Origin of the sequence: Mesorhizobium sp. IMUNJ 23033, from assembly GCF_044778005.1 — a bacterium.
Lineage (GTDB): Bacteria > Pseudomonadota > Alphaproteobacteria > Rhizobiales > Rhizobiaceae > Mesorhizobium > Mesorhizobium amorphae_A.
The window spans coordinates 163,747-187,484 of the sequence record NZ_JBJACT010000006.1; the positions used below are offsets into that span (position 1 = coordinate 163,747).

General features: G+C 63.0%; 21 protein-coding genes. 7 read left to right on the forward strand and 14 right to left on the reverse strand.

Annotated elements, in window-relative coordinates:
- Nucleotides 1-21: 21 nt before the first annotated feature.
- Genes betB through betI form a run of 5 tightly spaced genes read right to left on the reverse strand, consistent with a single transcriptional unit; the run spans nt 22 to nt 6,288 of the window.
- Nucleotides 22-1,485, reverse strand: a complete 1,464-nt coding sequence (gene betB, locus ACFX5Q_RS09840) for a betaine-aldehyde dehydrogenase (protein WP_404277287.1) — start codon at nt 1,483-1,485, stop codon at nt 22-24.
- 49 nt (nt 1,486-1,534) lie between these two features.
- Entirely contained in the window at nt 1,535-3,187 is a 1,653-nt protein-coding gene (betA, locus tag ACFX5Q_RS09845; RefSeq protein WP_404277288.1) for a choline dehydrogenase, read from the reverse strand.
- Nucleotides 3,180-4,181: a threonine/serine dehydratase gene (locus ACFX5Q_RS09850; protein ID WP_404277289.1), complete on the reverse strand. Its 1,002-nt coding sequence runs from the start codon at nt 4,179-4,181 to the stop codon at nt 3,180-3,182. Before ACFX5Q_RS09850 ends, betA begins: the two co-directional genes overlap by 8 nt.
- Nucleotides 4,178-5,701, reverse strand: coding sequence for a choline-sulfatase (gene betC, locus ACFX5Q_RS09855; RefSeq protein ID WP_404277290.1), 1,524 nt, complete (start codon nt 5,699-5,701; stop codon nt 4,178-4,180). Before betC ends, ACFX5Q_RS09850 begins: the two co-directional genes overlap by 4 nt.
- The gene (betI, locus tag ACFX5Q_RS09860) at nt 5,698-6,288 is read right to left on the reverse strand and encodes a choline-responsive transcriptional repressor BetI (protein ID WP_404277291.1); all 591 of its coding nucleotides are present in this window, start codon (nt 6,286-6,288) and stop codon (nt 5,698-5,700) included. The genes betC and betI overlap by 4 nt, the downstream gene beginning before the upstream one ends.
- A gap of 203 nt (nt 6,289-6,491) precedes the next feature.
- Between betI and ACFX5Q_RS09865 the strand changes: the two genes are divergently transcribed.
- Together ACFX5Q_RS09865 and ACFX5Q_RS09870 are read left to right on the forward strand one after the other, a co-directional pair.
- Nucleotides 6,492-7,658 (forward strand): acetyl-CoA acetyltransferase, encoded by a 1,167-nt coding sequence (locus tag ACFX5Q_RS09865; protein WP_404277292.1) that lies wholly within the window; start codon nt 6,492-6,494, stop codon nt 7,656-7,658.
- A gap of 28 nt (nt 7,659-7,686) precedes the next feature.
- Nucleotides 7,687-8,691 (forward strand): asparaginase, encoded by a 1,005-nt coding sequence (locus ACFX5Q_RS09870; RefSeq protein WP_404277293.1) that lies wholly within the window; start codon nt 7,687-7,689, stop codon nt 8,689-8,691.
- Here the strand turns inward: ACFX5Q_RS09870 and ACFX5Q_RS09875 are convergent.
- A complete protein-coding gene (locus ACFX5Q_RS09875) occupies nt 8,684-10,060 on the reverse strand; it encodes a TIGR03808 family TAT-translocated repetitive protein (protein WP_404277294.1) in 1,377 nt (458 codons plus the stop codon). The genes ACFX5Q_RS09870 and ACFX5Q_RS09875 overlap by 8 nt on opposite strands.
- Nucleotides 10,061-10,178: 118 nt before the next feature.
- On the opposite strand from ACFX5Q_RS09875, the gene greA reads away from it, so the two are divergent.
- Nucleotides 10,179-10,652, forward strand: a complete 474-nt coding sequence (gene greA / locus ACFX5Q_RS09880; protein ID WP_192183736.1) for a transcription elongation factor GreA — start codon at nt 10,179-10,181, stop codon at nt 10,650-10,652.
- Here the strand turns inward: greA and ACFX5Q_RS09885 are convergent.
- From ACFX5Q_RS09885 to ACFX5Q_RS09900, 4 genes are all read right to left on the reverse strand, one after another.
- Nucleotides 10,649-11,035, reverse strand: coding sequence for a type II toxin-antitoxin system death-on-curing family toxin (locus tag ACFX5Q_RS09885; RefSeq protein ID WP_404277295.1), 387 nt, complete (start codon nt 11,033-11,035; stop codon nt 10,649-10,651). The two genes, greA and ACFX5Q_RS09885, sit on opposite strands and share 4 nt — an antisense overlap.
- A complete protein-coding gene (locus tag ACFX5Q_RS09890; protein WP_181062136.1) occupies nt 11,032-11,262 on the reverse strand; it encodes an AbrB/MazE/SpoVT family DNA-binding domain-containing protein in 231 nt (76 codons plus the stop codon). Before ACFX5Q_RS09890 ends, ACFX5Q_RS09885 begins: the two co-directional genes overlap by 4 nt.
- A gap of 70 nt (nt 11,263-11,332) precedes the next feature.
- On the reverse strand, nt 11,333-13,453 hold the full coding sequence (gene scpA / locus ACFX5Q_RS09895) for a methylmalonyl-CoA mutase (protein ID WP_404277296.1): 2,121 nt from the start codon (nt 13,451-13,453) through the stop codon (nt 11,333-11,335).
- Nucleotides 13,450-14,892 (reverse strand): methylmalonyl-CoA mutase subunit beta, encoded by a 1,443-nt coding sequence (locus tag ACFX5Q_RS09900; protein ID WP_404277297.1) that lies wholly within the window; start codon nt 14,890-14,892, stop codon nt 13,450-13,452. Before ACFX5Q_RS09900 ends, scpA begins: the two co-directional genes overlap by 4 nt.
- A gap of 243 nt (nt 14,893-15,135) precedes the next feature.
- On the opposite strand from ACFX5Q_RS09900, the gene ACFX5Q_RS09905 reads away from it, so the two are divergent.
- Nucleotides 15,136-16,683 carry a helicase HerA-like C-terminal domain-containing protein gene (locus tag ACFX5Q_RS09905; protein WP_404277298.1) on the forward strand — a complete coding sequence of 516 codons (1,548 nt, stop codon included), beginning with the start codon at nt 15,136-15,138 and terminating at the stop codon, nt 16,681-16,683.
- A gap of 51 nt (nt 16,684-16,734) precedes the next feature.
- Here the strand turns inward: ACFX5Q_RS09905 and ACFX5Q_RS09910 are convergent, their stop codons facing one another.
- Nucleotides 16,735-17,781: a Kelch repeat-containing protein gene (locus ACFX5Q_RS09910; RefSeq protein ID WP_404277299.1), complete on the reverse strand. Its 1,047-nt coding sequence runs from the start codon at nt 17,779-17,781 to the stop codon at nt 16,735-16,737.
- Nucleotides 17,782-18,048: 267 nt separating this feature from the next.
- Between ACFX5Q_RS09910 and ACFX5Q_RS09915 the strand changes: the two genes are divergently transcribed.
- Complete coding sequence (locus ACFX5Q_RS09915) at nt 18,049-18,984, forward strand: LysR substrate-binding domain-containing protein (RefSeq protein WP_404277300.1); 936 nt, start codon at nt 18,049-18,051, stop codon at nt 18,982-18,984.
- Between the two features lie 59 nt (nt 18,985-19,043).
- Here ACFX5Q_RS09915 and ACFX5Q_RS09920 read toward each other — a convergent pair whose 3' ends face one another.
- Both ACFX5Q_RS09920 and ACFX5Q_RS09925 read right to left on the reverse strand, forming a co-directional pair.
- Nucleotides 19,044-19,811 carry a hypothetical protein gene (locus ACFX5Q_RS09920; protein ID WP_404277301.1) on the reverse strand — a complete coding sequence of 256 codons (768 nt, stop codon included), beginning with the start codon at nt 19,809-19,811 and terminating at the stop codon, nt 19,044-19,046.
- A 56-nt stretch (nt 19,812-19,867) separates the two neighbouring features.
- Nucleotides 19,868-20,350 carry a heme-binding protein gene (locus ACFX5Q_RS09925; protein WP_404277302.1) on the reverse strand — a complete coding sequence of 161 codons (483 nt, stop codon included), beginning with the start codon at nt 20,348-20,350 and terminating at the stop codon, nt 19,868-19,870.
- 505 nt (nt 20,351-20,855) lie between these two features.
- On the opposite strand from ACFX5Q_RS09925, the gene ACFX5Q_RS09930 reads away from it, so the two are divergent.
- A complete protein-coding gene (locus tag ACFX5Q_RS09930) occupies nt 20,856-21,863 on the forward strand; it encodes an MBL fold metallo-hydrolase (protein WP_404277303.1) in 1,008 nt (335 codons plus the stop codon).
- A 16-nt stretch (nt 21,864-21,879) separates the two neighbouring features.
- On the opposite strand, the gene ACFX5Q_RS09935 is transcribed toward ACFX5Q_RS09930, so the two are convergent.
- Nucleotides 21,880-22,827, reverse strand: coding sequence for a LysR family transcriptional regulator (locus tag ACFX5Q_RS09935; protein WP_404277304.1), 948 nt, complete (start codon nt 22,825-22,827; stop codon nt 21,880-21,882).
- Between the two features lie 230 nt (nt 22,828-23,057).
- Between ACFX5Q_RS09935 and ACFX5Q_RS09940 the strand changes: the two genes are divergently transcribed.
- Nucleotides 23,058-23,732, forward strand: a complete 675-nt coding sequence (locus tag ACFX5Q_RS09940; RefSeq protein ID WP_404277305.1) for an RraA family protein — start codon at nt 23,058-23,060, stop codon at nt 23,730-23,732.
- The last annotated feature ends 6 nt before the right edge of the window (nt 23,733-23,738 follow it).

Sequence of the window (23,738 nt, forward strand, 5' to 3'; positions counted from 1 at the left end):
GGCTTTCGCCAATCGCCAACCTCAATATGGGCTCGCCACATCCCCAGTCTCGACATAAATCGCCTTCAGCTGCGAGTAATGCGCAAGCGCCGCCAGCGAATTCTCCCGCCCGATACCTGACTGCTTGAAGCCGCCGAAGGGGATTTCCACCGGTGTCAGATTGTAGGCGTTGATCCAGCAGGTGCCGGCCTGTAATTCGGCGATGACGCGATGGGCGCGCTGCAGGTCGCGCGTGAAGACGCCGGCGGCAAGCCCGAACTCGGTGTCGTTGGCGCGGTCGATCACCTCGTCCTCGCTGTCGAACTTCAACACGCTCATGACAGGCCCGAAGATTTCTTCACGGGCGATGCGCATCGTATCGGTAACGCCGGTGAACACTGTCGGCTCGACGAAGAAGCCGCCCTGGAAACCCTGCAGCGACGGTACATTGCCGCCGCAGGCAAGCGTTGCGCCATCCTGCTTGCCGATCTCGATATAGCCGACGACCTTTTCGTGTTGCGCTTTGTTGACCAGCGGTCCCATCTGCGTCTCGGGGTCGAGCGGGTCGCCGATGCGGATCTTCTTGGTCCGCTCGACCAGCCTTTCGACGAAGCGGTCGTGGATGCCCTTCTGCACGAAGACGCGCGTGCCGTTAGAGCAGATCTGACCGGTCGAGTAGAAATTGCCGAGCATGGCGCCGCCGATGGCACTTTCGAGATCGGCGTCGTCGAAGACGATCAATGGCGACTTGCCGCCGAGCTCCATCGTGGCATGCTTCATCTTCGAGCCGGCGAGCGACAGCACCTTGCGGCCGGTCGGCACGGAGCCGGTCACCGAGACCTTGGCGACGACATCATGGCCAACGAGGCCGGCGCCGACATCGCCATAGCCCTGCACGACGTTGAACAACCCGTCGGGCAGGCCGGCCTCGGTGTAGATCTCGGCCAGTGCCAGCGCCGACAGCGGTGTGTTCTCCGACGGCTTGAACACCATGGCGTTACCCATGGCGAGCGCCGGCGCAGACTTCCAGCCGGCGATCTGGATCGGGTAGTTCCAGGCGCCGATGCCGACGCAGACGCCGAGCGCCTCGCGCCTGGTGTAGGCGAAGGGTCCACCGAGATCGATGGCCTCGCCATTGAAGGCGGCGACCGCGCCGCCGAAATATTCCAGGCAGTCGGCCGCCGACGGCGCGTCCGCCACCAACGTCTCCTGGATCGCCTTGCCGGTATCTAAAGTCTCGATGCGGGCGAGATCGGCATTGCGTGCGCGCAGAATGTCGGCGGCGCGGCGCAGGATGCGTCCGCGCTCGACAGGCTTCAAACGTGCCCAGGCGGGCTGTGCCGCCCGCGCGGCCTCGATCGCCAGCTCCAGCACGTTGGGCGTCGCCGAATGCAATGTCGCGATCGTCTCGCCGGTGGCCGGATAGATGACCGGCAACGGCGCACCGCGCTCGTCGTCCAGGTAGCGGCCGTTGACATAGTGCGATGCCGTTGGCTGGGCGCGCATGGCTGTTCTCCAATTTACATGCGGATCGTTCAGTCCGCCCGACAATGCTCTATCTGTCCGACACCTGCCAGCGCGGATTGATCCAGGGTTCCTGGTTGGACGGCGCCAGCGGCGTGCGGCCGAGGATGTGGTCGGCGGCCTTCTCGCCGGTCATGATCGACGGCGCATTGAGGTTGCCGTTGGTGACGCGCGGGAAGATCGAGGAATCGGCGACACGCAATCCCTCGACGCCGATGACGCGGCATTCCGGATCGACGACGCTCATTTGATCGTCGGCGCGGCCCATCTTGCAGGTGCCGCAAGGATGGTAGGCGCTCTCGGCGTGATCCCGGATGAAAGCGTCGAGATCCTCGTCCGATTGGACATGGCTGCCAGGCGAAATCTCCTTGCCGCGAAAGCCGTCAAAAGCCTTCTGGCCGAAGATCTCGCGCGTCAGCCTTATGCAGTGGCGGAACTCGGTCCAGTCGTCCGGATGCGACATGTAGTTGAAGCGGATCACCGGCTTCGATTTTGGGTCCGGCGAGCGCAGCGTCACCGAGCCGCGCGACTTCGAGCGCATCGGTCCGACATGCGCCTGGAAGCCGTGCGACTTCGCCGCCGCCTTGCCGTCATAGCGCACCGCCGCCGGGATGAAATGATACTGGATATCAGGATAGTCGACACCGGCCTGCGAGCGCACGAAGGCGGCCGCTTCGAAATGATTGGACGCGCCGAGGCCGGTTTTGAAGAACAGCCACTGCGCGCCGATCAGCGCCTTCGAGAACGGATTGAGCACTGAGTTCAGCGTGATCGGCTTGGTCGATTCCTGCTGGATGTAGAGCTCCATATGATCCTGCAGGTTGCGGCCAACGCCAGACCTGTCGGCCACGACCTGTATACCGTTTTCCTGAAGATGCGCGCCCGGGCCGATGCCGGACAGCATCAGGATCTTGGGCGAATTGATCGAGGAAGCGGCGACGATCACTTCACGTCGCGCCTTAACGACCTGAATCTGTTTGTGAGCTTCGATCTCGACGCCAATGGCGCGCTGATTCTCGATGATCACCCGCCGGGCGAAACCCTTGAGCAGGCTAACATTTCTTCGCCTGAGCGCCGGCTTCAGATAGGCGCTTGCCGCCGACCAGCGGCGGCCGCCGCTTATCGTCTGCTCCATCGGCCCGAAGCCTTCCTGCTTGGCGCCGTTGTAGTCGACGGTCAGCTCGAAGCCGGCCTGGCGGCCTGCTTCGACGAAGGCGCCGTAGAGCGGATTGCGTCGCGGCCCGCGCTGCACATGCAGCGGGCCGCTTTTGCCTCGCCAGCCGTCCTCGCCGCCATCCGAGTTCTCCATCCGCTTGAAGTAGGGAAGCACGTCGGCGAAGCCCCAGCCGGTCGCGCCCTCTTCGGCCCAATGGTCGAAGTCGCGCGCATGGCCGCGCACATAGACCATGCCGTTGATCGAGGACGAGCCGCCGATGACCTTGCCGCGCGGCGTCGCCAGCACGCGGCCGCCGAGATGCGGTTCCGGTTCGCTGGCAAAACCCCAGTCGTAGAGGCTCATGTTGAGCGGGATCGACAGTGCCGACGGCATCTGGATCAGCGGCCCGAGATCGGTGCCGCCAAACTCGACGACGATCACCGAATGCTTGCCGTCTTCCGACAGCCGGTAGGCCATGGCCGAGCCGGCCGAGCCGGAGCCGATGATGACGAAATCTGCTTCAAGCATGGTTCATATGCGCCATGAAATCGGCGAGCGAGACATTGCCGCCGGTAGCCACAACAAGGACGGTTTTGCCCGCCACATCCACCTTGCCGCCGAGCAGTGCCGCGAGCGACGCAGCGCCCGACGGTTCGAGCACGAGCTTCATCCGCTCGAAGGCGATCCGCATTGCGTTGCGCACCGACGCGTCGTCGACGGTGATGCCGCGAACGCCAGCCGTCTTGACCGCCGCGAACGGCGCGTCACCCGGCCGCCGCGACATCAGCCCGTCGCAGATCGACTTCGGTCCGATCGGCATCGTCTCGATGGCGCCATGCGCCAGCGACGAGCCCATGCCGTTGAATCCCTCCGGCTCGACGCCGATGATTTCGGTGGCCGGCGACAGATAGTGGAAGGCGAGCGACACACCGCCGATCAGTCCACCGCCGCCGACCGAGCAGAACAGGAGGTCGGCCTTGGTGTCCTTGGCGTCGAGTTGTTCCAGCGCTTCCAGCCCGGCGCCGGCCTGGCCGGCGACGATTTCCGGATCGTCGAAAGGATGCAGCAGCGTGAGGTTTTCGGTCTCGGCGATCTCGCGCGCCTTGGCCGCCGCGACCTCTTCACGGGCCCGCTCGCCATGGTCGGTCAGCACGACGCGCGCGCCGTACCCCGCGGTCGCGTCGCGCTTGGCGGCCGGCGCGTCGATCGGCATGACGATGGCGATGGGGATGCCGAGCGCCTGGCCGGCAGCCGCCAGCCCTTGCGCGAAGTTGCCCGAGGAATAGGCGACGACGCCCTTTTTGGCCTCGTCAGGCGAAAGCCGTTTCAGCCGCCAATAGGCGCCGCGCACCTTGAAGGAACCGGCCCATTGCAGCGATTCCGGCTTGATGAAGACGCGGGCGGCACCCGTCTCGCGGGCAAGTGCGGCCGATTCCAGCAGCGGCGTGATCTGCGTCGCCTTCGAAGTAACAGCATAGGCCTGCTTGAGGTGATCGAGGGAGGGGACGAGAATTGTCATCATTCGCCTCGCGGATACCTTTTGCTCTCTTCGAGATTGTCGAGGTTCATGTGGTTGCGCATGTAGCGCTCCGAGGCCTTTTGCAGCGGCTGGAAATCCCAGGGGTAATAGGCGCCGTTGCGCAGCGCCGGATAGACGACCCAGCGGCGCGCCTGGCTTTCGCGCACGGCGGCGTCGAAACCGGCCATGTCCCAGCGCGCCCGGATCTTGTCCATGAACGCCGCCACCAAGGCCGCATTGGCCGGGTCGGCGGCAAGGTTGTCCCGCTCGAGCGGGTCGGCCTCGAGATCGAACAATTGCGGCGGGTCGAGCTCGCAATGGACGAACTTGTATTGGCCGTCGCGGATCGCCACCAGCGGCGCGTAGGAGCCTTCGGCGGCATACTCGATCAGCGCAGGCGCGGCGCGCTGTCCGCCCTTGGTAAGCGGCAGCAGAGACTGGCCATCGGTCCACGGCGCGATGGCGCCGATGTCGATGCCGGCGAGGTCACAAAGCGTCGGCGTCACGTCGAGATTGGAGACCGGCGCTTCGACCAGACCGGCCGGCACACCCTTGCCGGCTATCATCAGCGGCACCCGCACTGAGCCTTCGAAGAAGTTCATCTTGAACCACAGGCCGCGCTCGCCGAGCATGTCGCCATGGTCCGAGCAGAACAGGATGACGGTGTCGTCGAGCATGCGCGTGCGCTTGAGGACGTCCAGAAGCTCGCCGAGCTTGTCGTCGACATAGGAGATGTTGGCGAAATAGCCGCGCCGCGAACGGCGCACCTGCTCGCGGGTAATGTCGAAGGAGGGGTAGTCAGAGGCATGATAGAGCCGCTGCGAATGCGCGTCCTGCTCGTCATGCGCGATGAACCCGGTTTCAGGGTCGAGCGCCTGGCAATGTTCGTAGAGATCCCAGTACTGCTTGCGCGCAACGTAAGGGTCGTGCGGGTGCGACAGCGAAACGGTGAGGCACCAGGGTCGATGGGTGGCATCATCCTGCTCGCGCGAGAGCTGGTAGAGCTTCTGCGTGGCCAGGAACACGACCTCGTCGTCATACTCCATCTGGTTGGTGGTCTCGGCGACGCCGGCGCCGGTCACTGAACCCATATTGTGATACCACCAGTCGATGCGCTCGCCGGGCTTGCGGTAATCCGGCGTCCAGCCGAAATCCGCTGGATAGATGTCGGTGGTCAGCCGCTCCTCGAAACCGTGCAACTGATCCGGTCCGACGAAATGCATCTTGCCGGATAGGCAGGTGTAGTAGCCGGCGGCACGCAGATGATGCGCGAAGGTCGGGATGGAAGACGCGAATTCGGCGGCATTGTCATAGACCCCGGTACGCGACGGCAATTGCCCGCTCATGAACGAGGCACGGCCCGGCGCGCAGAGCGGCGAGGCCGTATAGTTGTTGGCAAAGCGCGCCGAGCGGGCGGCAAGCGCCTTCAGATGCGGCACATGCAGGAAGTCGGCCGGTCCGTCCGGGAACAAGGTCCCGTTGAGTTGATCGACCATGACGATGAGGAAATTGGGTCGATTCACTGCGCGCTCCGGCCGTTGAGTTTGGTTTCGAGATAGTCCTCGACCAGTGCGATCGCCGTCGCGGCATCGGGCACGCCGTCCTTCAACGCGCGCCTGATGTATAGCCCGTCGATCAGCGCCGCTGTCGCCTCGGCGACGCGGTCGGCTTCGGTGCGCGGCAGGATGCTGGTCAGCCCGCTCAACAGGTTGGAATGCAGCCGCCGCGCATAGACCTTGAGCAGCCGGCGAAGTGCGGCCGATTTCTGAGCCTCGACATAGAAGGCGAGCCAGGCGGCGATCGTTTCCGGCTGGAACTGGAGATCGGAGAAATTGACCGCGACCACCGCCGAAACACGCTCGCGTGAGGTTTTGGCCGAACCCAGGGCGCGCAAAGTGTCGGCGGTCAGTTCGGCCAGTATGTGCCGCATCGTCGCCAGCAAAAGCTCGTCCTTGGCGCCGAAATAGTGATGGGCAAGTGCCGACGACACGCCGGCGCGGCCGGCGATCTCCGACATGGTCACGTCAAGAGAGCCGCGCTCGCCGATCGCCGAGATCGTCGCGTCGATGAGCGCCTTGCGGCGCAATGGCTCCATTCCGACTTTCGGCATTCTTGTTCCCGGCTCTTTCGCCATGATTATTTTTTATTGACCCGTCAATCAACAAAAAATTGACAGAGCGTGTGCGCTGCACCAAGCGATTGTTCGGTTCCGGCCCTTCACGGATCGACAGAAATGGTTCATGCTTGAACAATGCTTGAACAGCGCGCCGTTGCCTTACGTGCTAAACTGGCGCCGAGGATGGAGACCGCCATATGACCGCATGCATCGTCGGCTGGGCGCATTCGCGCTTCGGCAAGCTCGAAGGCGAGACGCTGGAGGGCCTGATCGTCAAAGTGGCAACGGACGCGCTCGACCACGCCGGCATCGGCCCGGACGATGTCGACGAGATCGTGCTCGGCCATTTCAACGCCGGGTTTTCCGCCCAGGATTTCACCGCAAGCCTGGTGCTGCAGGCCGACGACCGGCTGCGCTTCAAGCCGGCGACCCGGGTCGAGAACGCCTGCGCCACCGGCTCGGCGGCGGTCCGGCAAGGCATTCGCGCCATCGACGCCAATGCCGCCCGCGTGGTGCTGGTGGTCGGCGCCGAGCAGATGACGACGACGCCCGGTCCCGAGATCGGCAAGAACCTGCTCAAGGCATCCTACCTGCCGGAGGACGGCGAGACGCCGGCCGGCTTCGCCGGCGTGTTCGGCAAGATCGCGCAGGCCTATTTCCAGCGCTATGGCGACCAGTCGGACGCACTCGCGATGATTGCCGCCAAGAACCACAAGAACGGCGTCGACAACCCCTATGCGCAGATGCGCAAGGATTTCGGCTACGAATTCTGCCGTCAGGAAAGCGAGAAGAACCCCTTCGTCGCCGGCCCGCTGAAGCGCACCGACTGTTCGCTGGTTTCCGATGGTGCGGCCGCTCTGGTCTTGGCCGACACTTCGACAGCGCTCAAGATGCGCCGCGCGGTCGCCTTCCGCGCCAGCGAGCATGTGCAGGATTTCCTGCCAATGTCGAAGCGCGACATCCTCGCGTTCGAAGGTTGCGAGCAGGCCTGGAACCAGGCGCTGAAAAAGGCCGGCGTGACGCTGGACGACCTCTCCTTCGTCGAGACGCATGACTGCTTCACCATCGCCGAGCTGATAGAATATGAGGCGATGGGCCTGGCCAAGCCGGGCGAGGGCGCGAAACTGGCCCTGGACGGCACCACGGCAAAGGACGGCCGGCTGCCGGTCAACCCCTCCGGTGGGCTTAAGGCTAAGGGCCACCCGATCGGTGCTACCGGCGTGTCGATGCATGTGTTGACCGCCATGCAGCTTGTCGGCGAGGCCGGCGGCATCCAGGTGCCGGGCGCCAAGCTCGGCGGCATTTTCAACATGGGCGGTGCCGCGGTCGCCAACTACGTTTCCATTCTCGACCGGATCAGGTAGAAGCGGCCCGCATTTCGCGGGTGATTTCATGACAAATCCGCTTCTGGTCGAGGTTTTGCGCGGCGCGGTGGTCGAGAGCGGCCATCGCGGTGCGGTCGCCGTGTTCAATGCCGACGGCAAGCCCGTCTGGGAGCTCGGCGACACGGCGCGCCCGGTGTTTCCGCGCTCGGCGGTCAAGGCGATCCAGGCGCTGCCGCTGGTCGAAAGCGGTGCTGCAGACGCCTATGGGTTCGGCGACCGGGAACTGGCGCTCGCCTGCGCCTCGCATTCCGGCGAACCGGCACATGCCGAACTGGCCGACGCGATGCTGGCCAAGGCCGGCCTTGACCGGACCGCACTCGAATGCGGCGCGCACTGGCCGATGGATCATGACGCGACGGTGGCGCTGGCGCGCACCAGCGGCGTACCGAACCCGCTGCACAACAACTGCTCCGGCAAGCATGCCGGCTTCCTCTGCACCTGCGTGCACACCGGCATTGCGCATCGCGGCTACGTCAAGGCGGGCCATGCCTTCCAGGAGTTGGTCCGCGACGCCATGCAGGCGGTGACGGGCGCCGCCCATGATGTCGATCATTGCGGCACAGACGGCTGCTCGATCCCGACCTATGCCGTGCCGCTGAAAAACTTTGCGCTGGGCTTTGCCCGCATGGCGACGGGTGCGGGCCTCGAACCTGTGCGCGCCAAGGCGGCGAAGCGGCTGTTTTCCGCCTGCATGGCCGAGCCTTTTCTCGTCGCCGGCACCGGCAGGGCCGACGTCGCGTTGATGCAGGCCGCGCCCGGCCGCATTTTCGTCAAGACCGGCGCCGAAGGCGTCTACTGTGCGGCAGTTCCCGAACTGGGCCTGGGCATTGCGCTCAAATGCGACGACGGCGCCGGACGTGCCGCCGAAGCCATGACCGCTGCCGTGCTGGCGAAGCTGCTGCGCGCCGATGAGGCGCTGGCGGCAAAGCTGATCGAACAAGCCAATCCGGCCATCGAGAGCCGCATCGGCGTCAAGGTGGGTTCGCTTCGGCCAACGGCGGCGCTCAGCTAACGTGGTTTCGTTCAACCGTCAGATGCGCATAGCCGGCATTGCCCAGTGAGGCGAGGTCACCCGTCGCCGGTTCCGCCCAGCGCTGGCCGATGATGGCGCCGTTTTTCGCGCCGTCGATGACGTTGTCCGAGATAACTGCCGTTCCGGCGCCTTCGACGACTGACACGACGATGCCGGTTCCGGCCTTGCGGATGATGTTTCCGGTCGCCACGACATTGCGCAGATACGACCCCCAGCCGATCTGCATACCGTAGAGCGGTGCGTTCTCGACGACATTGCCAGAGACGGTGGTGTCGGCCTCGACGCTGATGCCGACGCCGAAGCCGGGGGCATCGGCGGGGTAGGGGCCCGTCGTCGAGAGGTTACGCACGATGTTGTTCGAGCACACTCCCAGACGGCCGCCTTCGTTGAAATTGACGATCGAGATGCCGTTGGCCGCGCCATCGATGATGTTGTTGCCGATGATCGCGCCTTCAAAAGAGAATTCGGAATAGAGCGCGGTTTCCCCGGACCGCGAGCAGGTGTTGCCGGTGACCTGCAGGTTGCTCGAACTGTTGGCGCGGATCGCCGAGAAGGCGCAGTCCGAAACGCTGTTGCCCGAAATGGCGACATTGCCGGCGCGGAAGGTGTTGATGCCATTGCCGTTCTGGCCGGTGCCGCCGCTGCGCGCCTGGATGCGCTGGACGCGGTTGCCGCTGACGATGGTGCCGTCCTCCGCCTGCTGCCAGCGATGCACGAGGATGCCGCCATTGCCGCAGTCGGACACGGTGTTGCCCGATATCTCCAGGCCGCCGGCCTCGACCGAATAGATGCCGGCGTCCGCCGCGCCCGATATGTCCGAACGCTCGATGCGGCCGGTCACATGCTCCAGCGCCAGACCGTTCTTGCGGCTGCCGGTGACCTGGCAATTGTCGATCATCAGGTGGGCGACGCGGCGCAGGTCGAGCAGCCCTTGTGCATAGTCGGCCATCCAGCGGTTAGCGCCGTCGAACACCAGCCCGCTGAGATCGATATGCTCAGCCTGCTCGGCCATCATCAGATGGCCGTTGCCGCCATAGACGATCCGCGTTGCGCCCGGCACGCCGGAGAGCCTGACACGGGCTGGAAGCGTCAGATTGGACACGACATAGGTTCCCGGCGGCAGGAACACCGGCATGTCGCGCTCGGTGGCGTCGCGCAGCAGTTTGGCAAAAGCCTTGCTCTGATCGTCGAGCGCACCGGGCTGTACGCCAAGCTCGGTGGCGTCGATCGAGCCGCGCATCGAGGCATTCTCGATGCCAGGCAGGACTTTCGCCGAGACCCTGCTCAGCGCAAGGCCGATGACCGCAAAACCGGCGGTTCCCGTGAGAAGCGTTCGTCTGTTCAACATCGGCACAGATTCCTGGCGTTTGTCGCTCAAGTCGCAGGAAACGTGCCAGGCCGGACCGACCTGGCCGGAACGCAGGCAATGGCTTGTGAAGTCACTGCTACACGCCTAAGTTTGGTTTATGAGCAGGGCCTTCACCCGCGAGGAAGACAGCGAAAACGCCATTGCCGGCATCGGCGAGCGGCCGGTCAGCCAGCACCGCAACCTGGTGACGGAGCGCGGTCTCGCGCTGATAGACTCTGAATTGGCCGAATTGCGCGATGAACTGGCCAAGGCCGAGAAAAGGGCCGACCGCGAGCGCATTGCGCTGGTGTCGCGCGATCTGCGCTACTGGACTGCCCGGCGCGAAAGCGCCGAGCTATCCGTGCCGGAGCCGGGCAGCGACCTGGTTCGTTTCGGCATGGGCGTCACACTGGAAGGCGATGACGGCAGGAAGGTGCACTGGAAGATCGTCGGCGAAGATGAGGCCGACCCGGCCAAGGGTTCGATTTCCCATGTCTCGCCGATGGCCGTAGCGCTGTTCGGCAAGAAGGTCGGCGACGTGGCAAGCGTCAACGGCAAGGAGTGGGAGATCGTCAAGCTCTCGGACAGCTAGTCTTCAAGCTTGACGACATGATCGTGGAAGAACGCTGTCGCGCCCGCTTCATCGATTTCGCTGGCTGCGACCATCATAAGCAACTGGATGATATCCGCCTGCTCAGCTTCTAAGCTCAATCCGTTGAAGTAGAGAAACAAGTCGGCTGCCGCAAAAGCCGTGCGTTTGTTGCCGTCAACGAACGGATGGTTCTTGGCGATGCCGAAAAGATAGGCGGCCGCCAATTCGCAAAGATCGGGCTCGCCGTAGGCCTCTTTCTGCTGCCGTCTGGCGAGCGCTGATTCCAGCATGCCTTCGTCGCCGATACCCGGCGCTCCGCCGTGAAGGCGTAACTGTTCTGCATGCATCGCTTCAACGAATTCCCGCGAATGATGCTCGATCATTTCGCCAGCGCGCGGTAGGCAACCTCGTATTTCTTCATCCGCTCACGCGCGATCTTCATCTTGCGCTCGAATTCCTCGGCAGAGTCCTCAAGGCGGCGCAGCCGGAGCTCCTCGCCCTCCCGAACGACAGCTACCTTATCGCCCGTCTTCAGATTCAGCTGCTCAAGAAGCTCTTTGGGCAGGATCAAGCCGTCGGAATTGCCGATCTTACGAATGGTGGTGTTCATGTTGAAATGTCCTGTTTCAACATCGATTATAACGCAACATGCCGGATGTTGCAACCGGAATTATAACAAGCTACCCCGCCAGCAGTCTGTCCAGCAAACGATCCGCCGCTTCCGGGATGACGGTACCCGGCGGGAAGATTTCCGCCGCACCTGCTTTGAGCACGGCGTCGTAGTCCTGCGGCGGGATGACGCCGCCGGCGACGATCAGCATGTCGCCGCGGCCGAGCTTCTTCAGCGCGCCCTTGAGTTCGGGAATGAGCGTCAGATGTCCCGCCGCCAGCGACGAAGCGCCGACGATATGGACATCCTGCGCGACCGCCAGTTTCGCGATCTCTTCCGGCGTCTGGAACATCGGACCGACCGTGACGTCGAAGCCGAGATCGGCGAAGGCGGTGGCGATGACCTTCTGGCCACGGTCATGACCGTCCTGGCCCATCTTGGCGACCAGAATACGCGGCTTGGCGCCAGCCTTTTTCTCGAAAGCCGCGATCTTGTCCTGCAACCGGTCGACCGCCGGATTGTCGCCAAGCGCATTGCGATAGACGCCGGAGATCGTCTGCACCGAGGCGACATGGCGGCCGAACACCTTTTCCAGCGCCAGTGAAATCTCGCCGACCGTGGCACTTGCGCGCGCAGCGCGGATGGCGAATTCGAGCAGGTTCTCGCCGCTCTCCGCGGCGCGGGTGAGTGCCGCGAGCGCGCTCTCGACCGCGCTGACATCGCGCGTGCCTTTCAGCCGCTGCAGCTTCGACAACTGCCGAGCCCGGACCTCGGCATTGTCGATCTTCAGCACGTCGACCTCGATGTCTTTCTCCGGGCGATGTGCGTTGACGCCGACCAGGGTCTGCTCGCCGGAGTCTATGCGGGCCTGGGTGCGGGCGGCGGCCTCCTCGATGCGCAGTTTTGGGATGCCTTTTTCGATCGCGGCGGCCATGCCGCCAAGGCTTTCGACCTCCTCGATATGGGCAAGCGCGCGCGCCGCCAGATCATGCGTCAGCCGTTCGACAAAGGCCGAGCCACCCCACGGATCGACGATGCGCGTGGTGCCCGATTCCTTCTGCAGGATGAGCTGCGTGTTGCGGGCGATGCGCGCCGAATGGTCGGTCGGCAGCGCCATCGCCTCGTCGAAGGAGTTGGTGTGCAGCGACTGGGTATGGCCCTGCGTGGCCGCCATCGCCTCGATCATGGTGCGGGTGATGTTGTTGTAGGGATCCTGCGCCGTTAGCGACCAGCCGGATGTCTGGCAATGGGTGCGCAGCGACAGCGAGCGCTCGTCCTTCGGCGAAAAATTCTTCTTCATCAGGCTCGACCACAAAAGGCGCGCGGCCCTGAGCTTGGCGACCTCCATGAAGAAGTCCATGCCGACGGCCCAGAAGAAGGAAAGCCGTGGCGCGAAGCGGTCGATGTCGAGGCCGGCGGCGACGCCGGCACGGGCATACTCGATGCCGTCGGCAATCGTGTAGGCGAGCTCGAGGTCGGCGGTCGCTCCCGCCTCCTGCATGTGGTAGCCGGAGATCGAGATCGAATTGAACTTCGGCATATGCTGAGACGTGTAGGAAAAAATGTCCGACACGATCCGCATCGAAGGCTTTGGCGGATAGATGTAGGTGTTGCGCACCATGAACTCTTTCAGAATATCGTTCTGAATGGTTCCCGCGAGATCCTTCGGCGCAACGCCATGTTCTTCCGCCGCCACGATGTAAAGAGCCATGATAGGCAGCACCGCGCCGTTCATGGTCATCGACACCGTCATCTCATTAAGCGGAATACCGTCGAAAAGCTGGCGCATGTCGAGGATGGAATCGATGGCGACGCCCGCCATGCCGACATCGCCGGCGACGCGCGGATGGTCGCTGTCATAGCCGCGATGGGTGGCGAGGTCGAAAGCGACCGAAAGGCCTTTCTGGCCGGCGGCAAGATTGCGCCGATAGAAGGCGTTCGATTCCTCGGCCGTCGAGAAACCGGCATATTGCCGGATCGTCCACGGCTGCTGGACATACATGGTTGGGTAGGGGCCGCGCACGAAGGGTGGCAGGCCGGGATAGGTGTCGAGATGCGGCAATCCTTTGAGATCGCCCTGGCTGTAGAGATGCTTGACCGCAATGCCTTCCGGCGTCAGCCGCTGGCCCTTGACCTCGGCCGGCATGCGCCGTGGCGCCGACCAGCCGATCTGGCTGAAATCCGGGATCATGATCCGGCTCCGATCGACTGATCGATGCGGACCGGAAACAGCGGCTCACACACTGCCACGCCCTCGGTCAGGGCTGGCCGCCGCTCAGCCGGCAGCGTCTCGACCGGACGCTCGGTGCCGGACCGGAAAAGCGTCGTGCCGACGATTGCGCGTTCTCCCGATCGATATGCGGCATTGCGCTTCGCGGACGCGGTCTGGACGCGGTTCTGGATGTATCCCTGCTGCAGGCTGACCAGCACGCCACCCTCCGCCTCGATCCGCTGGAATTCCTCCCAGGCGGCCGCGCACAGATCGGCGGTCAGCGCTTCGACGGCGCCCGAACCGCTCGCCGGATCGGCGACATGGTCGACATGGCTTTCATTGGCCATGATCAGCTGCGTGTTGCGGGCGACGCGACGGGCAAAGCCGGCCGGCAGTCCATGCGCGATCGTATGCGGCAGGACGGAGATTGAATCGGCGCCCCCAGCGGCCGCGGCAAAACCGGCGATCGCGGTGCGCAATATGTTCGTCTCCGGATCGGCCGCGGTCATCATGCGATAGGACGTCTCGGCATGGATGCTGGCCGTCGAGGCCGGGATCGAGCAGGCTTCCTGGATTCGGGCCCACAGCCGGCGCAAGGCGCGGACCTTGGCCATCGACAGGAACTGGTCCTGGTCGACGCTGAGCGCGAAGCCGATATGGGGTGCGGCATAGACCAGCGGCTGGCGCGCCTGCTCGAACATCCTGAGATAGGAGACCGCCGAAGCCAGCATCGTGCCGAGTTCCTGCGCCTCGGTCGCGCCGGCATTGTGGAAGACGCGCCCGTCCGCCTCGAGCAGCACGCCCGGCACGCCCATCGAGAAGAAATGCGCCAGCGATTGCGGCATCGAGGCCTGCAGCGCCTCGATCGACATGCGCAGCCGGCCGGTGCCGGCAAAGATCGCCGCCGGATCGATACCGAAGGACAGATTGAGCTTTGCCGGGTCGGAGCGCCGCTTGCCGAGGAACGCCACCAGCCAGTCGGCCACCGCACGGCTCCAGGGATGGGCATCGATGCGGATCTGGACGCGGTTGAGCGGCACGCCGTCCAAAACCGTTTCCAGCGCTTCGGCCGTCCTCGGCAGGCCGTAGCCAAAAGCGTTCGGCGCGCCTTCGAAAACCAGCGACAGTCCGGTCGCGCCTTGCGCGACATCGTCCAGCGCCTGCGCCTTGGCGCGGCCGATATCCGGATCGTCGATGCGCTGGCTGACAATCCATGGCGCTCTCGGATTTGCCCGCACCAGCGGCTCAGCCGTGACCGAACGCTCGTAAAGCGGCTCGATGCGGATGCCGTCATCGCTATGCGACACCAGCTTGTCCTCGAAGGATCCGCCGGCAAGCGCCTTTTCCGCCAAGGCCAGCCAGCGCTGGCGCTCAACGTTCGGAAGGTCGACATCCATGGTCAAGGCGCCGGCGCCCATTGCATTCCCCGTTTTCTCGGCCGCATCAGCCGGGAGTCCAGTCTAAGGTCCCCGGTTGGATATCACAATGCGGCATCCGTTCCGCCAGTTCCCGGGGATAGCTAACCGATTGCCAAACATGCGCAAAATCCGCAAGTTTCGAAAGGCCAATTTCAATGGCGGCCATTGCCGCTGCACGATAGCGTTACTATAGCTCGGATGAGCCTGACATTTTCGACGGATCAGTTTGCGGAGACCGGACATATGGCTGACGACAAGAGCATTTTCATCGGCGCCAGCCGCAAGCCCGACGACAGCTATCAGCGCGCCGAGCAGCTTCTGCTGCAATACGGCAATCGCCATGGCCTGATCACCGGCGCAACCGGCACCGGCAAGACGGTTAGCCTGCAGATCCTGGCCGAGGGCTTTTCCAACGCCGGCGTGCCGGTGTTCTGCGCCGATATCAAGGGCGACCTGTCGGGCATCGCCATGATGGGCACGGCGCAGGATTTCCTGGTCAAGCGGGCCGAGCAGGTCAAGCTCGATCCCTATGATTTCCAGGAATTCCCGGTCATCTTCTGGGACCTGTTCGGCGAGCAGGGCCACCCGATCCGCGCCACCGTCTCGGAAATGGGGCCGCTGCTCTTGTCGCGGCTGATGAACCTTTCCGAGGCGCAGGAGGGCATCATGAACATCGCCTTCCGCATCGCCGATGAGGACGGCCTGCTGCTGCTCGACCTGAAGGACCTGCAGGCGCTGCTTGCCAACATCGCCGAGCGCGCCGACGAGATCGGCTCCCGCTACGGCAATGTGACCAAGCCGTCGGTCGGCGCCATCCAGCGCACGCTGCTGGTGCTGGAGCAGCAGGGGGCGGCGAACTTCTTCGGCGAGCCGGCGCTGCACATCGCCGACATCATGCGCACCACGCGCGACGGGCGCGGCGCCATCAGCGTGTTGGCCGCCGACAAGCTGATGATGAACCCCAGGCTCTACGCCACCTTCCTGCTCTGGCTGATGTCGGAACTGTTCGAGGAACTGCCCGAAGTCGGCGATCCCGAAAGGCCGAAGCTGGTGTTCTTCTTCGACGAGGCGCATCTCCTGTTCGAGGACGCGCCGAAGGTGCTGGTCGACCGGGTCGAGCAGGTGGTCCGCCTGATCCGCTCCAAGGGTGTCGGCGTCTATTTCGTCACCCAGAACCCGCTCGATATCCCCGAAACCGTGCTCGCCCAGCTCGGCAACCGCGTCCAACATGCGCTGCGCGCCTATACGCCGCGCGAGCAGAAGGCGGTCAGGACCGCCGCCGATACATTCCGCCCCAATCCCGATTTCGACTGCGCCACGGCGATCACACAGCTCGGCGCCGGCGAGGCGCTGGTCTCGACGCTGGAAACCAAGGGCGTGCCGTCCATGGTGCAGCGGACGCTGATCCGCCCGCCGTCGTCCAGGCTGGGTCCGATCACGCCCGACGAGCGCCGCCAACTGATCGGCGAGAGCCCGGTCTCCGGCCAGTACGACCAGACCGTCGATCGCGAATCGGCCTTCGAGATGCTGCAGAAGAAGGCCAAGGAGGCGCAGGAGGCGGAAGAGCAGGCGCAGCAGGCCGACAGCGGCCGCTCGCGCTGGACCATTCCCGGCTTCGGCAATGACGACCCCGCGCCGCAGCCAGGCGGCCGCCGCGCACCGGCGCCACGGCCGTCCAACCGCCAGACCGTGGCCGAAGCCGCGATCAAATCGGTGGTGCGCTCAGTGGGTTCGTCGGTCGGACGGGCGATCGTGCGCGGGATTTTGGGAAGCCTCGCCAGGGGGCGCTGAACTGCATCGACCTAAAGCCCGCATATCGATCGGGATCGGCATTGAATTGAACTACTTGGGCACGGTGTAGAACTCGTGGGTGTTCATCTGAGCATTGATCCCAGGCATGCCGTCGGACTGGAAGGAGCCACCAGCGACATGGAACTCGTTGCCAATGAAACCGGCTACGAAGCCGTGGCGGGCAATCTGCATATGCGGTAGGGTCTGCCACGTGTCGGTTGCGGGATCGTAGGCCTCGAAGGCCCAGAATGTGCGCTTGCCTGCCGGGTCCTGGTACTCGCCACCCGTCACATAGATCTTTCCACCATAGGCACTGCCCGACACCCCGCCCCGCGGCGTGGGGGAACGGCCCTTGTAGGTCCAGGAATCGGATTTGGGATCGTACTCCTCGACCAGATCGGTGACGTCGCTCTTGGTCACGAAGGGCAGACCAATTCGACCGTCAATCGCATAAATTTTTCCACCGACAGCAGCGGCGAGAAAGTGATTGCGGCCGGTCTGCATGGGAGATCGGCTTGTCCAAGTGTTGGATGCGGGGTCGTAGACCTCGACAGTCCTGCCGACGATGTTGGGAACGTCGGCCCAAAGGGGCTCCTTCATGTCACGGCCATGTTCATGGGCATGTGCGCCGCCGACCACGTAGATTTTTCCGTCGAGCACCACAGCCGCTGCCGCTCCGCGGGCAGTTGGCATAGGTGGAAGCCTGGACCAGCCGTCGGTCTTCGGATCGTAGACAAAAGCATCAGCTGTCGGTTGCCATTCTTTGGTGCCCGGCTCTCCGACGAAACCACCGAACACGTACACTTTGCCGTCGTAAGCTACAGTTGCAGTATGATGGGCCGGCTCAGGCATTGCCGCCCTCTTCGACCAGGCCTTCGTATTTTCGTCATACATCACGACCGTGCCGACGGGCATAACCTCCGGCACGTCGATGCCGCCAATGACTAACCACTGATTGCCAACCACAGCGCTGGAATTCTCGCTCTGAGGCTCAGGCATCGGCGTTCCCATCTGCCACGTGCCATCCTGGGCGAACGCTGGCGCAAGATTGAGTGCCAGACTTATCATCGCAGCGGAAACCAGCAATTTCGTCTTCATAGGAAGCTCCTTGGTTGCGGTTAGGCGCCGACCCGGAGTTGCCTGAACGCCTTCGTCTCGCAACAGGAGGTAACTGAACGTATGAACAGGTAGAATTATCGATTACGGAATGGGCTCTTTGGGCCCGCCAAACAATGTGATGCTCAACCTTGCTATTCCGAAGCGGCCTTGTCAGAGCTTCGGCCGCGACGCCGCGCCGGTCGGGAAATTGAAGCTTGAGCACTTACCGAACCGTCAATCGACGGCAGGCCCTAGCGAGGAGGACAAATGCACAAGCCAGAACTGCGGGAGCTCATCGCCTTCGCGGAGGCCGCTCGGCAATTGAACTTTACCAGGGCCGCCGCCGCACTGGGGGTGTCGCTACCCAGCTTCAGCCAAACGCTGAGGGGTCTGGAAGAGAAGCTCGGCGTGAGACTGCTCACACGAACCACCCGTAGCGTGTCGCTGACCGCGGCGGGCGAAGAGCTTCTTACCAACATAGGCCCGATATTGAGCGGACTGGACAGTGTCCTCGACGGATTGAACAAGTTCCGTAGCGCTACGGGCGGGAAACTGAGAATTCTGGGTTCACGGACGGCAACAACTGTCCTGATAGCCCCTCTTATCGGCCGCTTCCTTGCAAGGCACCCCGAAATTGAGTTCGAAATCCTTGTCGAGGATCTTCACCTTGATCTGGTGGAACACCGCATCGACGCGGGCATTCAGGTCGGAGAACGCATCGAGAAGGATATGATCGCCGTCCGGATCGCCGAACCTTTCAACGAACTTCTTTTTGCTGCGAAAGACTACCTGCTGGCTCATGGCGAGCCCAGCGCGCCCGGCGCGCTCGTGGATCACCGGTGCGTTCGCCTTCGATCCCCGTGGGACGGCACGATCCAGCCCTGGACCCTCTACAAGGGGGATGAGAAGGCCGAACCCGCCACCGGCACGCATGTCGTGGCCAACGATCTTCGTGCGGTTGCCAGTGCAATTGCCGGAGGCGCCGGAATCGGCCTGGTGCCAGCCGTTCTACTGCAGGAACAGCTGCGATCGGGACGCGTCGTGACTGTCCTCGAGGGGTGGGGTTCCCCGATCTCCGGGATCTACTTGTACTATCCCAGCCGCCGACAGATACCTGCAGCCCTTGCTGCCTTCATAACGTTCATGAAGCAGAATCGACCCGCGCTACATGTGCCTGCAAAGGGAAAGCCGCAGGCGCAGTAGAAACCTTGGAGGGCAGCGGCAACCTGTTGGGTGGCCGCCGCCCCCAAAGAAAGCGGAGTTCAGGGTTGCGGAACAAGGATGTCGCGGGAATAGACAGGCAACGATACGACCGAGACAAGGCTCTCGCTGCCGTCGAAGATCGCGGTCAACTTTCTGCCTTCGGCCTTCAAGGACAGGCTGCGGAGATGGTTTGCGTCGCCGGACTTCACAACGTCAGTAGCCTCCTTGTAGCGATAGATGCGCGAGAATTCTGGCTTGAGCTGCGAGTAGACGTGACTGTCGCCCTTCTCCAGGGTCATCGGGCCACGTTCGAATTCCGTTTGCAGTGAAACCTTCTCACCGCTGCCTTCGAAGTTCCAGTTCTCGCTCACCGTCGTCGGGCTCGAGTTATAGTGAACCCCACGATTGACGTCGTCTTTGGCCGTTTCGGCAATGCCGTAAGGACCGGCTCCACCGCGCGAAAGGCCATCGAACAACATCAGCACGTTCTCACTGCTTCCCGTCTTGTGAACAGGGATGCCGAAAAGCACGTAGCGGTACGGAGCTCCGACTGTACCCTTGGGATCCACCGCATAGAGCTGGTCCACAAATTCCACCTGGAGGTTGGCGCCGGCGGAAGGTGCTGTTGTAAACGGGCTGAGTTCCCAGCCTGCTGGCAGGAATCTGGAGAGCGCAGCCGTCGAAGCCTTGTAGTAGAGAACCGTGCGGACATCGGAATTGCTTCCGCTATAAAGCTCGGCGGCGTTTACGAGCGAAGGCAATGCAAGCGAAATGGTGAGCGCGGCGGCCGCGGCAAGACGGTTACCCAGCGATTTGAGATGCATCATGTCAATGGTTCCTTTGGAGTGCGGCAGCTCCGTCCGGAGCCGTCGCTGAACGAGGATCAAAAGCCGGCAAGGCCGGCCTTGGCGCACTGCTCGTCCTGCGCGCCCGTGCCGCCGCTAGCCGAGATCGCACCGACGATCTTGCCGTCCTTCATGACCGGAATGCCGCCAGGCGCTGCGATGACGTGATCCATGTTCAGCATGAATGGACCCATCTTGGCCGTGACGTCGAAGAAGTCGCGTGTCGGACGCTTGTAGACGGCTGCCGAAGTTGCTTTGTCCAAGGCGATCTGGGCGCTCGCCACCTCGGTGTTATCTGCCTTTTCGTAATAGACCAGGGCGCCGTGCGTATCGACGACGGCGATGGCCATGAGCCACTTGTTGGCTGCGCATTCCTTGATAGCGCCGGCGGCAACCTGCTTGGCCTCCGACAGAGTGATGTCGGGACCATAAACATCAGCGTCGCTGGCAAATGCTAAGGTGGTAACCGAGAGAAAGCCAATGGCTGCTGCTGCGGCCGCGGCCCATTTTGACATAGACATATTTGAACCTTTCGTTGGTCATGCGACCTTGTTTCGTCGAGACGAAGCGAAGGTCGTTGCCGCTTCACGAGAAGACCTGACGGGCGCTCATCAATCATTGGTAGATCTGAGAGTGAATGCCGTTGGTCACTGGACATGGATATTCCTGGCCGTCCCGCGAATGAATGACGAATTCCGAAATGGAGTATTTGGGGATGTGAAAGAATGGGTTTGCACGGACAATGACGCGGCCGATAGGCGGCACACGAACGCGATGAATTGCGCCCAACGCAAGCCGCCTGGTGCGCGACGGTTAAGCCGCCGTTATTCAACGGAGTTATGATGCTGCCCCTAAACTCTGAATTGGACGGGGCTGGCCATCTCGGCAACGGTACGCCCGCAACAGCCCGGCCGAGGCGTGCAGAACTTCGGCGAGTGAGCAGCGAGGCGGAAGTCCAGCTGCAGTGCCCCGACAAACGCAAACAGAGGTCCGAGAATGGTCGCTCCCCGGATGCCGCTCGATCGCTTGTTCGACGACACCAAAGGCTCTGTCCAGCTGCCCAGCGGCGACGCCGTCAATCCTACCCGTCGCGCCTTTTTGGCAGCTGGCTGTCTTTGCCTGGCCTGCGGTTTTGCGACGCCTCTGCTCGCAGATGCGCCCATGGTGAAAAGCCAGGCACCCGGGTTCTATCGCCTGGCGGTCGGCGATTTTGAGATAACGGCGCTGTCCGACGGCAGCGATATGCTCCCTGCCACGAAGTTGCTGCAGGGCGACCCGGCTCGGATCGAAGAAGCCCTGAAACGCAACTATCTCGGCGACCTTGTCGAGACCTCGCACAATTCCTTCCTCGTGAATACCGGAGCCAAGCTGGTCTTGATCGACGCTGGTGCAGGCACGCTATTGGGGCCAACGACGGGCCATCTACTCAGCAATTTGCGCGCCTCGGGTTATCGGCCGGAGCAGGTCGACGAGCTCTACCTTACACATCTGCACACGGATCACGTTGGCGGTCTCATGGCCGAGGGCCAGAGGGCTTTTCCCAACGCGATTGTGCGTGTCGAAAAGCGGGACACCGATTACTGGCTAAGCGAGGCAAATATGCGCGCTGCTCCGGCTGAAGCGAAGCGGTTCTTTCAGGGCGCCATCGCATCGATTACGCCATATATGCGAGCCGGCAAGCTCGCCGTTTTCGAAGGCAACACCGATCTCGTGCCGGGTGTGCGCGCGCAAACAGCCTATGGCCACACGCCCGGACACACCATGTACGTGGTCGAGAGCAAGGGCGAGAAAATAGTGCTGTGGGGCGATGTCGTGCACGTCGCCGCCGTACAGTTCAAAGACCCTTCCGTCACGATCCAGTACGATGCGGACGCATCCGAGGCCGAACGCGTGCACCAACTCGCATTCGCGGATGCGGCAGAAAATGGCTACATCGTGGGCGGTGCGCACATATCGTTTCCTGGGCTGGGCCATGTGCGACGCGAGGCCGAGAACGCCTACACCTACGTGCCCCTAAATTACGAACAGGGATAGGCCTCCATAAGCCAGACTATGTTTGCGTAGCTGGGGCAGCATCTTCAGTCGGCGGGCCGTCGAAGCGCGATCCGCAGACATCTCCTACCAGCGAACGAAACCATTGGTGGGCAGGGTGGGTGTGCAATCGTTCGTGCCAGATCAGCTTGTAGAGCAACTTCTCTGTCTCGAAGGGCAAGTCTCGCGCCACCAGCTGTCGCTCGGCAGCAATGGTGCGCCAGGGTCCGTTGAAGAAGCCCAGCGGCACGCAAGTCAGAAGGTCGCTGCGGGAGACGATCCTCAGCGCGTCGGCAAAGTGATTGACGACGACGGCGATCGTCCTTGTCCGCCCCGTCAGGCCGAGCCAGCCATCCACCAATCCCAGTTCCAGACCGGATGGGGTTACCAGAACATGCGCCGCGGCGGTGAACTGATCGAGCGTTAGTCCGTCGGCAAATTCGTGCCCGCTGCGCATGACGCAGACATAGCGATCCGTCCGCAGGCTTTGCACATGCACATCTCTTGGCAGCGAGGCAAACATGCCGACGGCGCAATCAAGCGTACCGCGGTCGATCCCTTCCAGAGAGCTTTCATGGGTATGAACCGCAAAGGAAACGCGGGCGCGTGGGGACGCCGCCTGCAACGTCAGCGTGATTGAGCTGACACCTTCCATGGCGAGACTGTCGGTGACGGCAATTCGAAAACTGGTCGCATCCGATGCGGGATCGAAATCGTCCGGCGCGAAAGAGGCGCGGATTGCCGTAAGCGAGCGATGCAGTTCGGGCCACATCGCGACCATGCGGGCCGTCGGCTGGACACCAATCGCTGTCTTGAGGAAGAGCTGATCCTTCGTCAGCTTGCGGGCGCGGCGCAATGCATTGCTGACCGCCGGCTGGCTCATTGCCAGGCTCGAGGCCGCACGCGTCACGTTCCTTTCCAGCATGATAGCCTCGAGGACTGCGATCAGGTTCAGATCGAGGCGCACGTTATTCACCCAGGAAATGACGCTTGTGTCTAATTCTAAATTGGACGCACTGCCCGCGGCAAGCAATCCTGTTTCGAACGAGCCACCGAACGCATGCGAGTGAATGCGCGCACCTCGCAACTGGTGCTAAAAGCTCCGCCCAAAACAGAGGATACGCCATGAATGATCTCGCTTTCGCGGACGTGCTGCCGAAACTTACCGGCAAGATCAGCGCCGACCGAATTCGGCTGATGCGGACGCCGCGTCCGCCGAAGGAGCTGATCGACGGCTTCAAGCGGATCGGCGACGCCACCAGCGTTATTTCGGATATTTTGGATGAACTCGGCATCACCGGTGCGATTGGCGCATCGCTTCTGAAGCCGACCCTGCCTTCAACGTCAATCGTTGGTCCAGCACTTACGGTACGCAACATCCTGCAGCGCGAGCATGTCTACGAGACGGCGCGAAACCACGTCAACCGGATGGCGGAGTTCGAAGCCCACAATCTGGCTCTGCCGGGCGACGTGGTGGTCATCGACGGCGTCGCCGGCGTTTCGAACATGGGCGGGATCTCGGCCCAGACGGGAAAGAGACAGGGGGAGGCAGGTGCAATCGTCTCCGGAGGCATTCGCGACCTCGGGCATTCGCGACGGGTCGGCTATCCGCTTTGGGCCACCGAGGTCACGCCCGTCACCGGCAAGTGGCGGATCGAGACCGTGGAGATCAACGGCGATATCCAGATTGCCGGCGTCCGGGTTGCTCCCGGCGATATTGTCGTTGCGGACGAAACAGGCGTCTGCTTCATCCCGATCGCCCGGGCCGCCGAGGTCCTCGCAAAGGCGCTGAAGAAGTCAGCTTTTGAATGGGCGAAGTGCGAAGCAATCGACGCTGGCACCTCGGTCGCAGACCTGCCGGGCAATGCATGAAGCGGT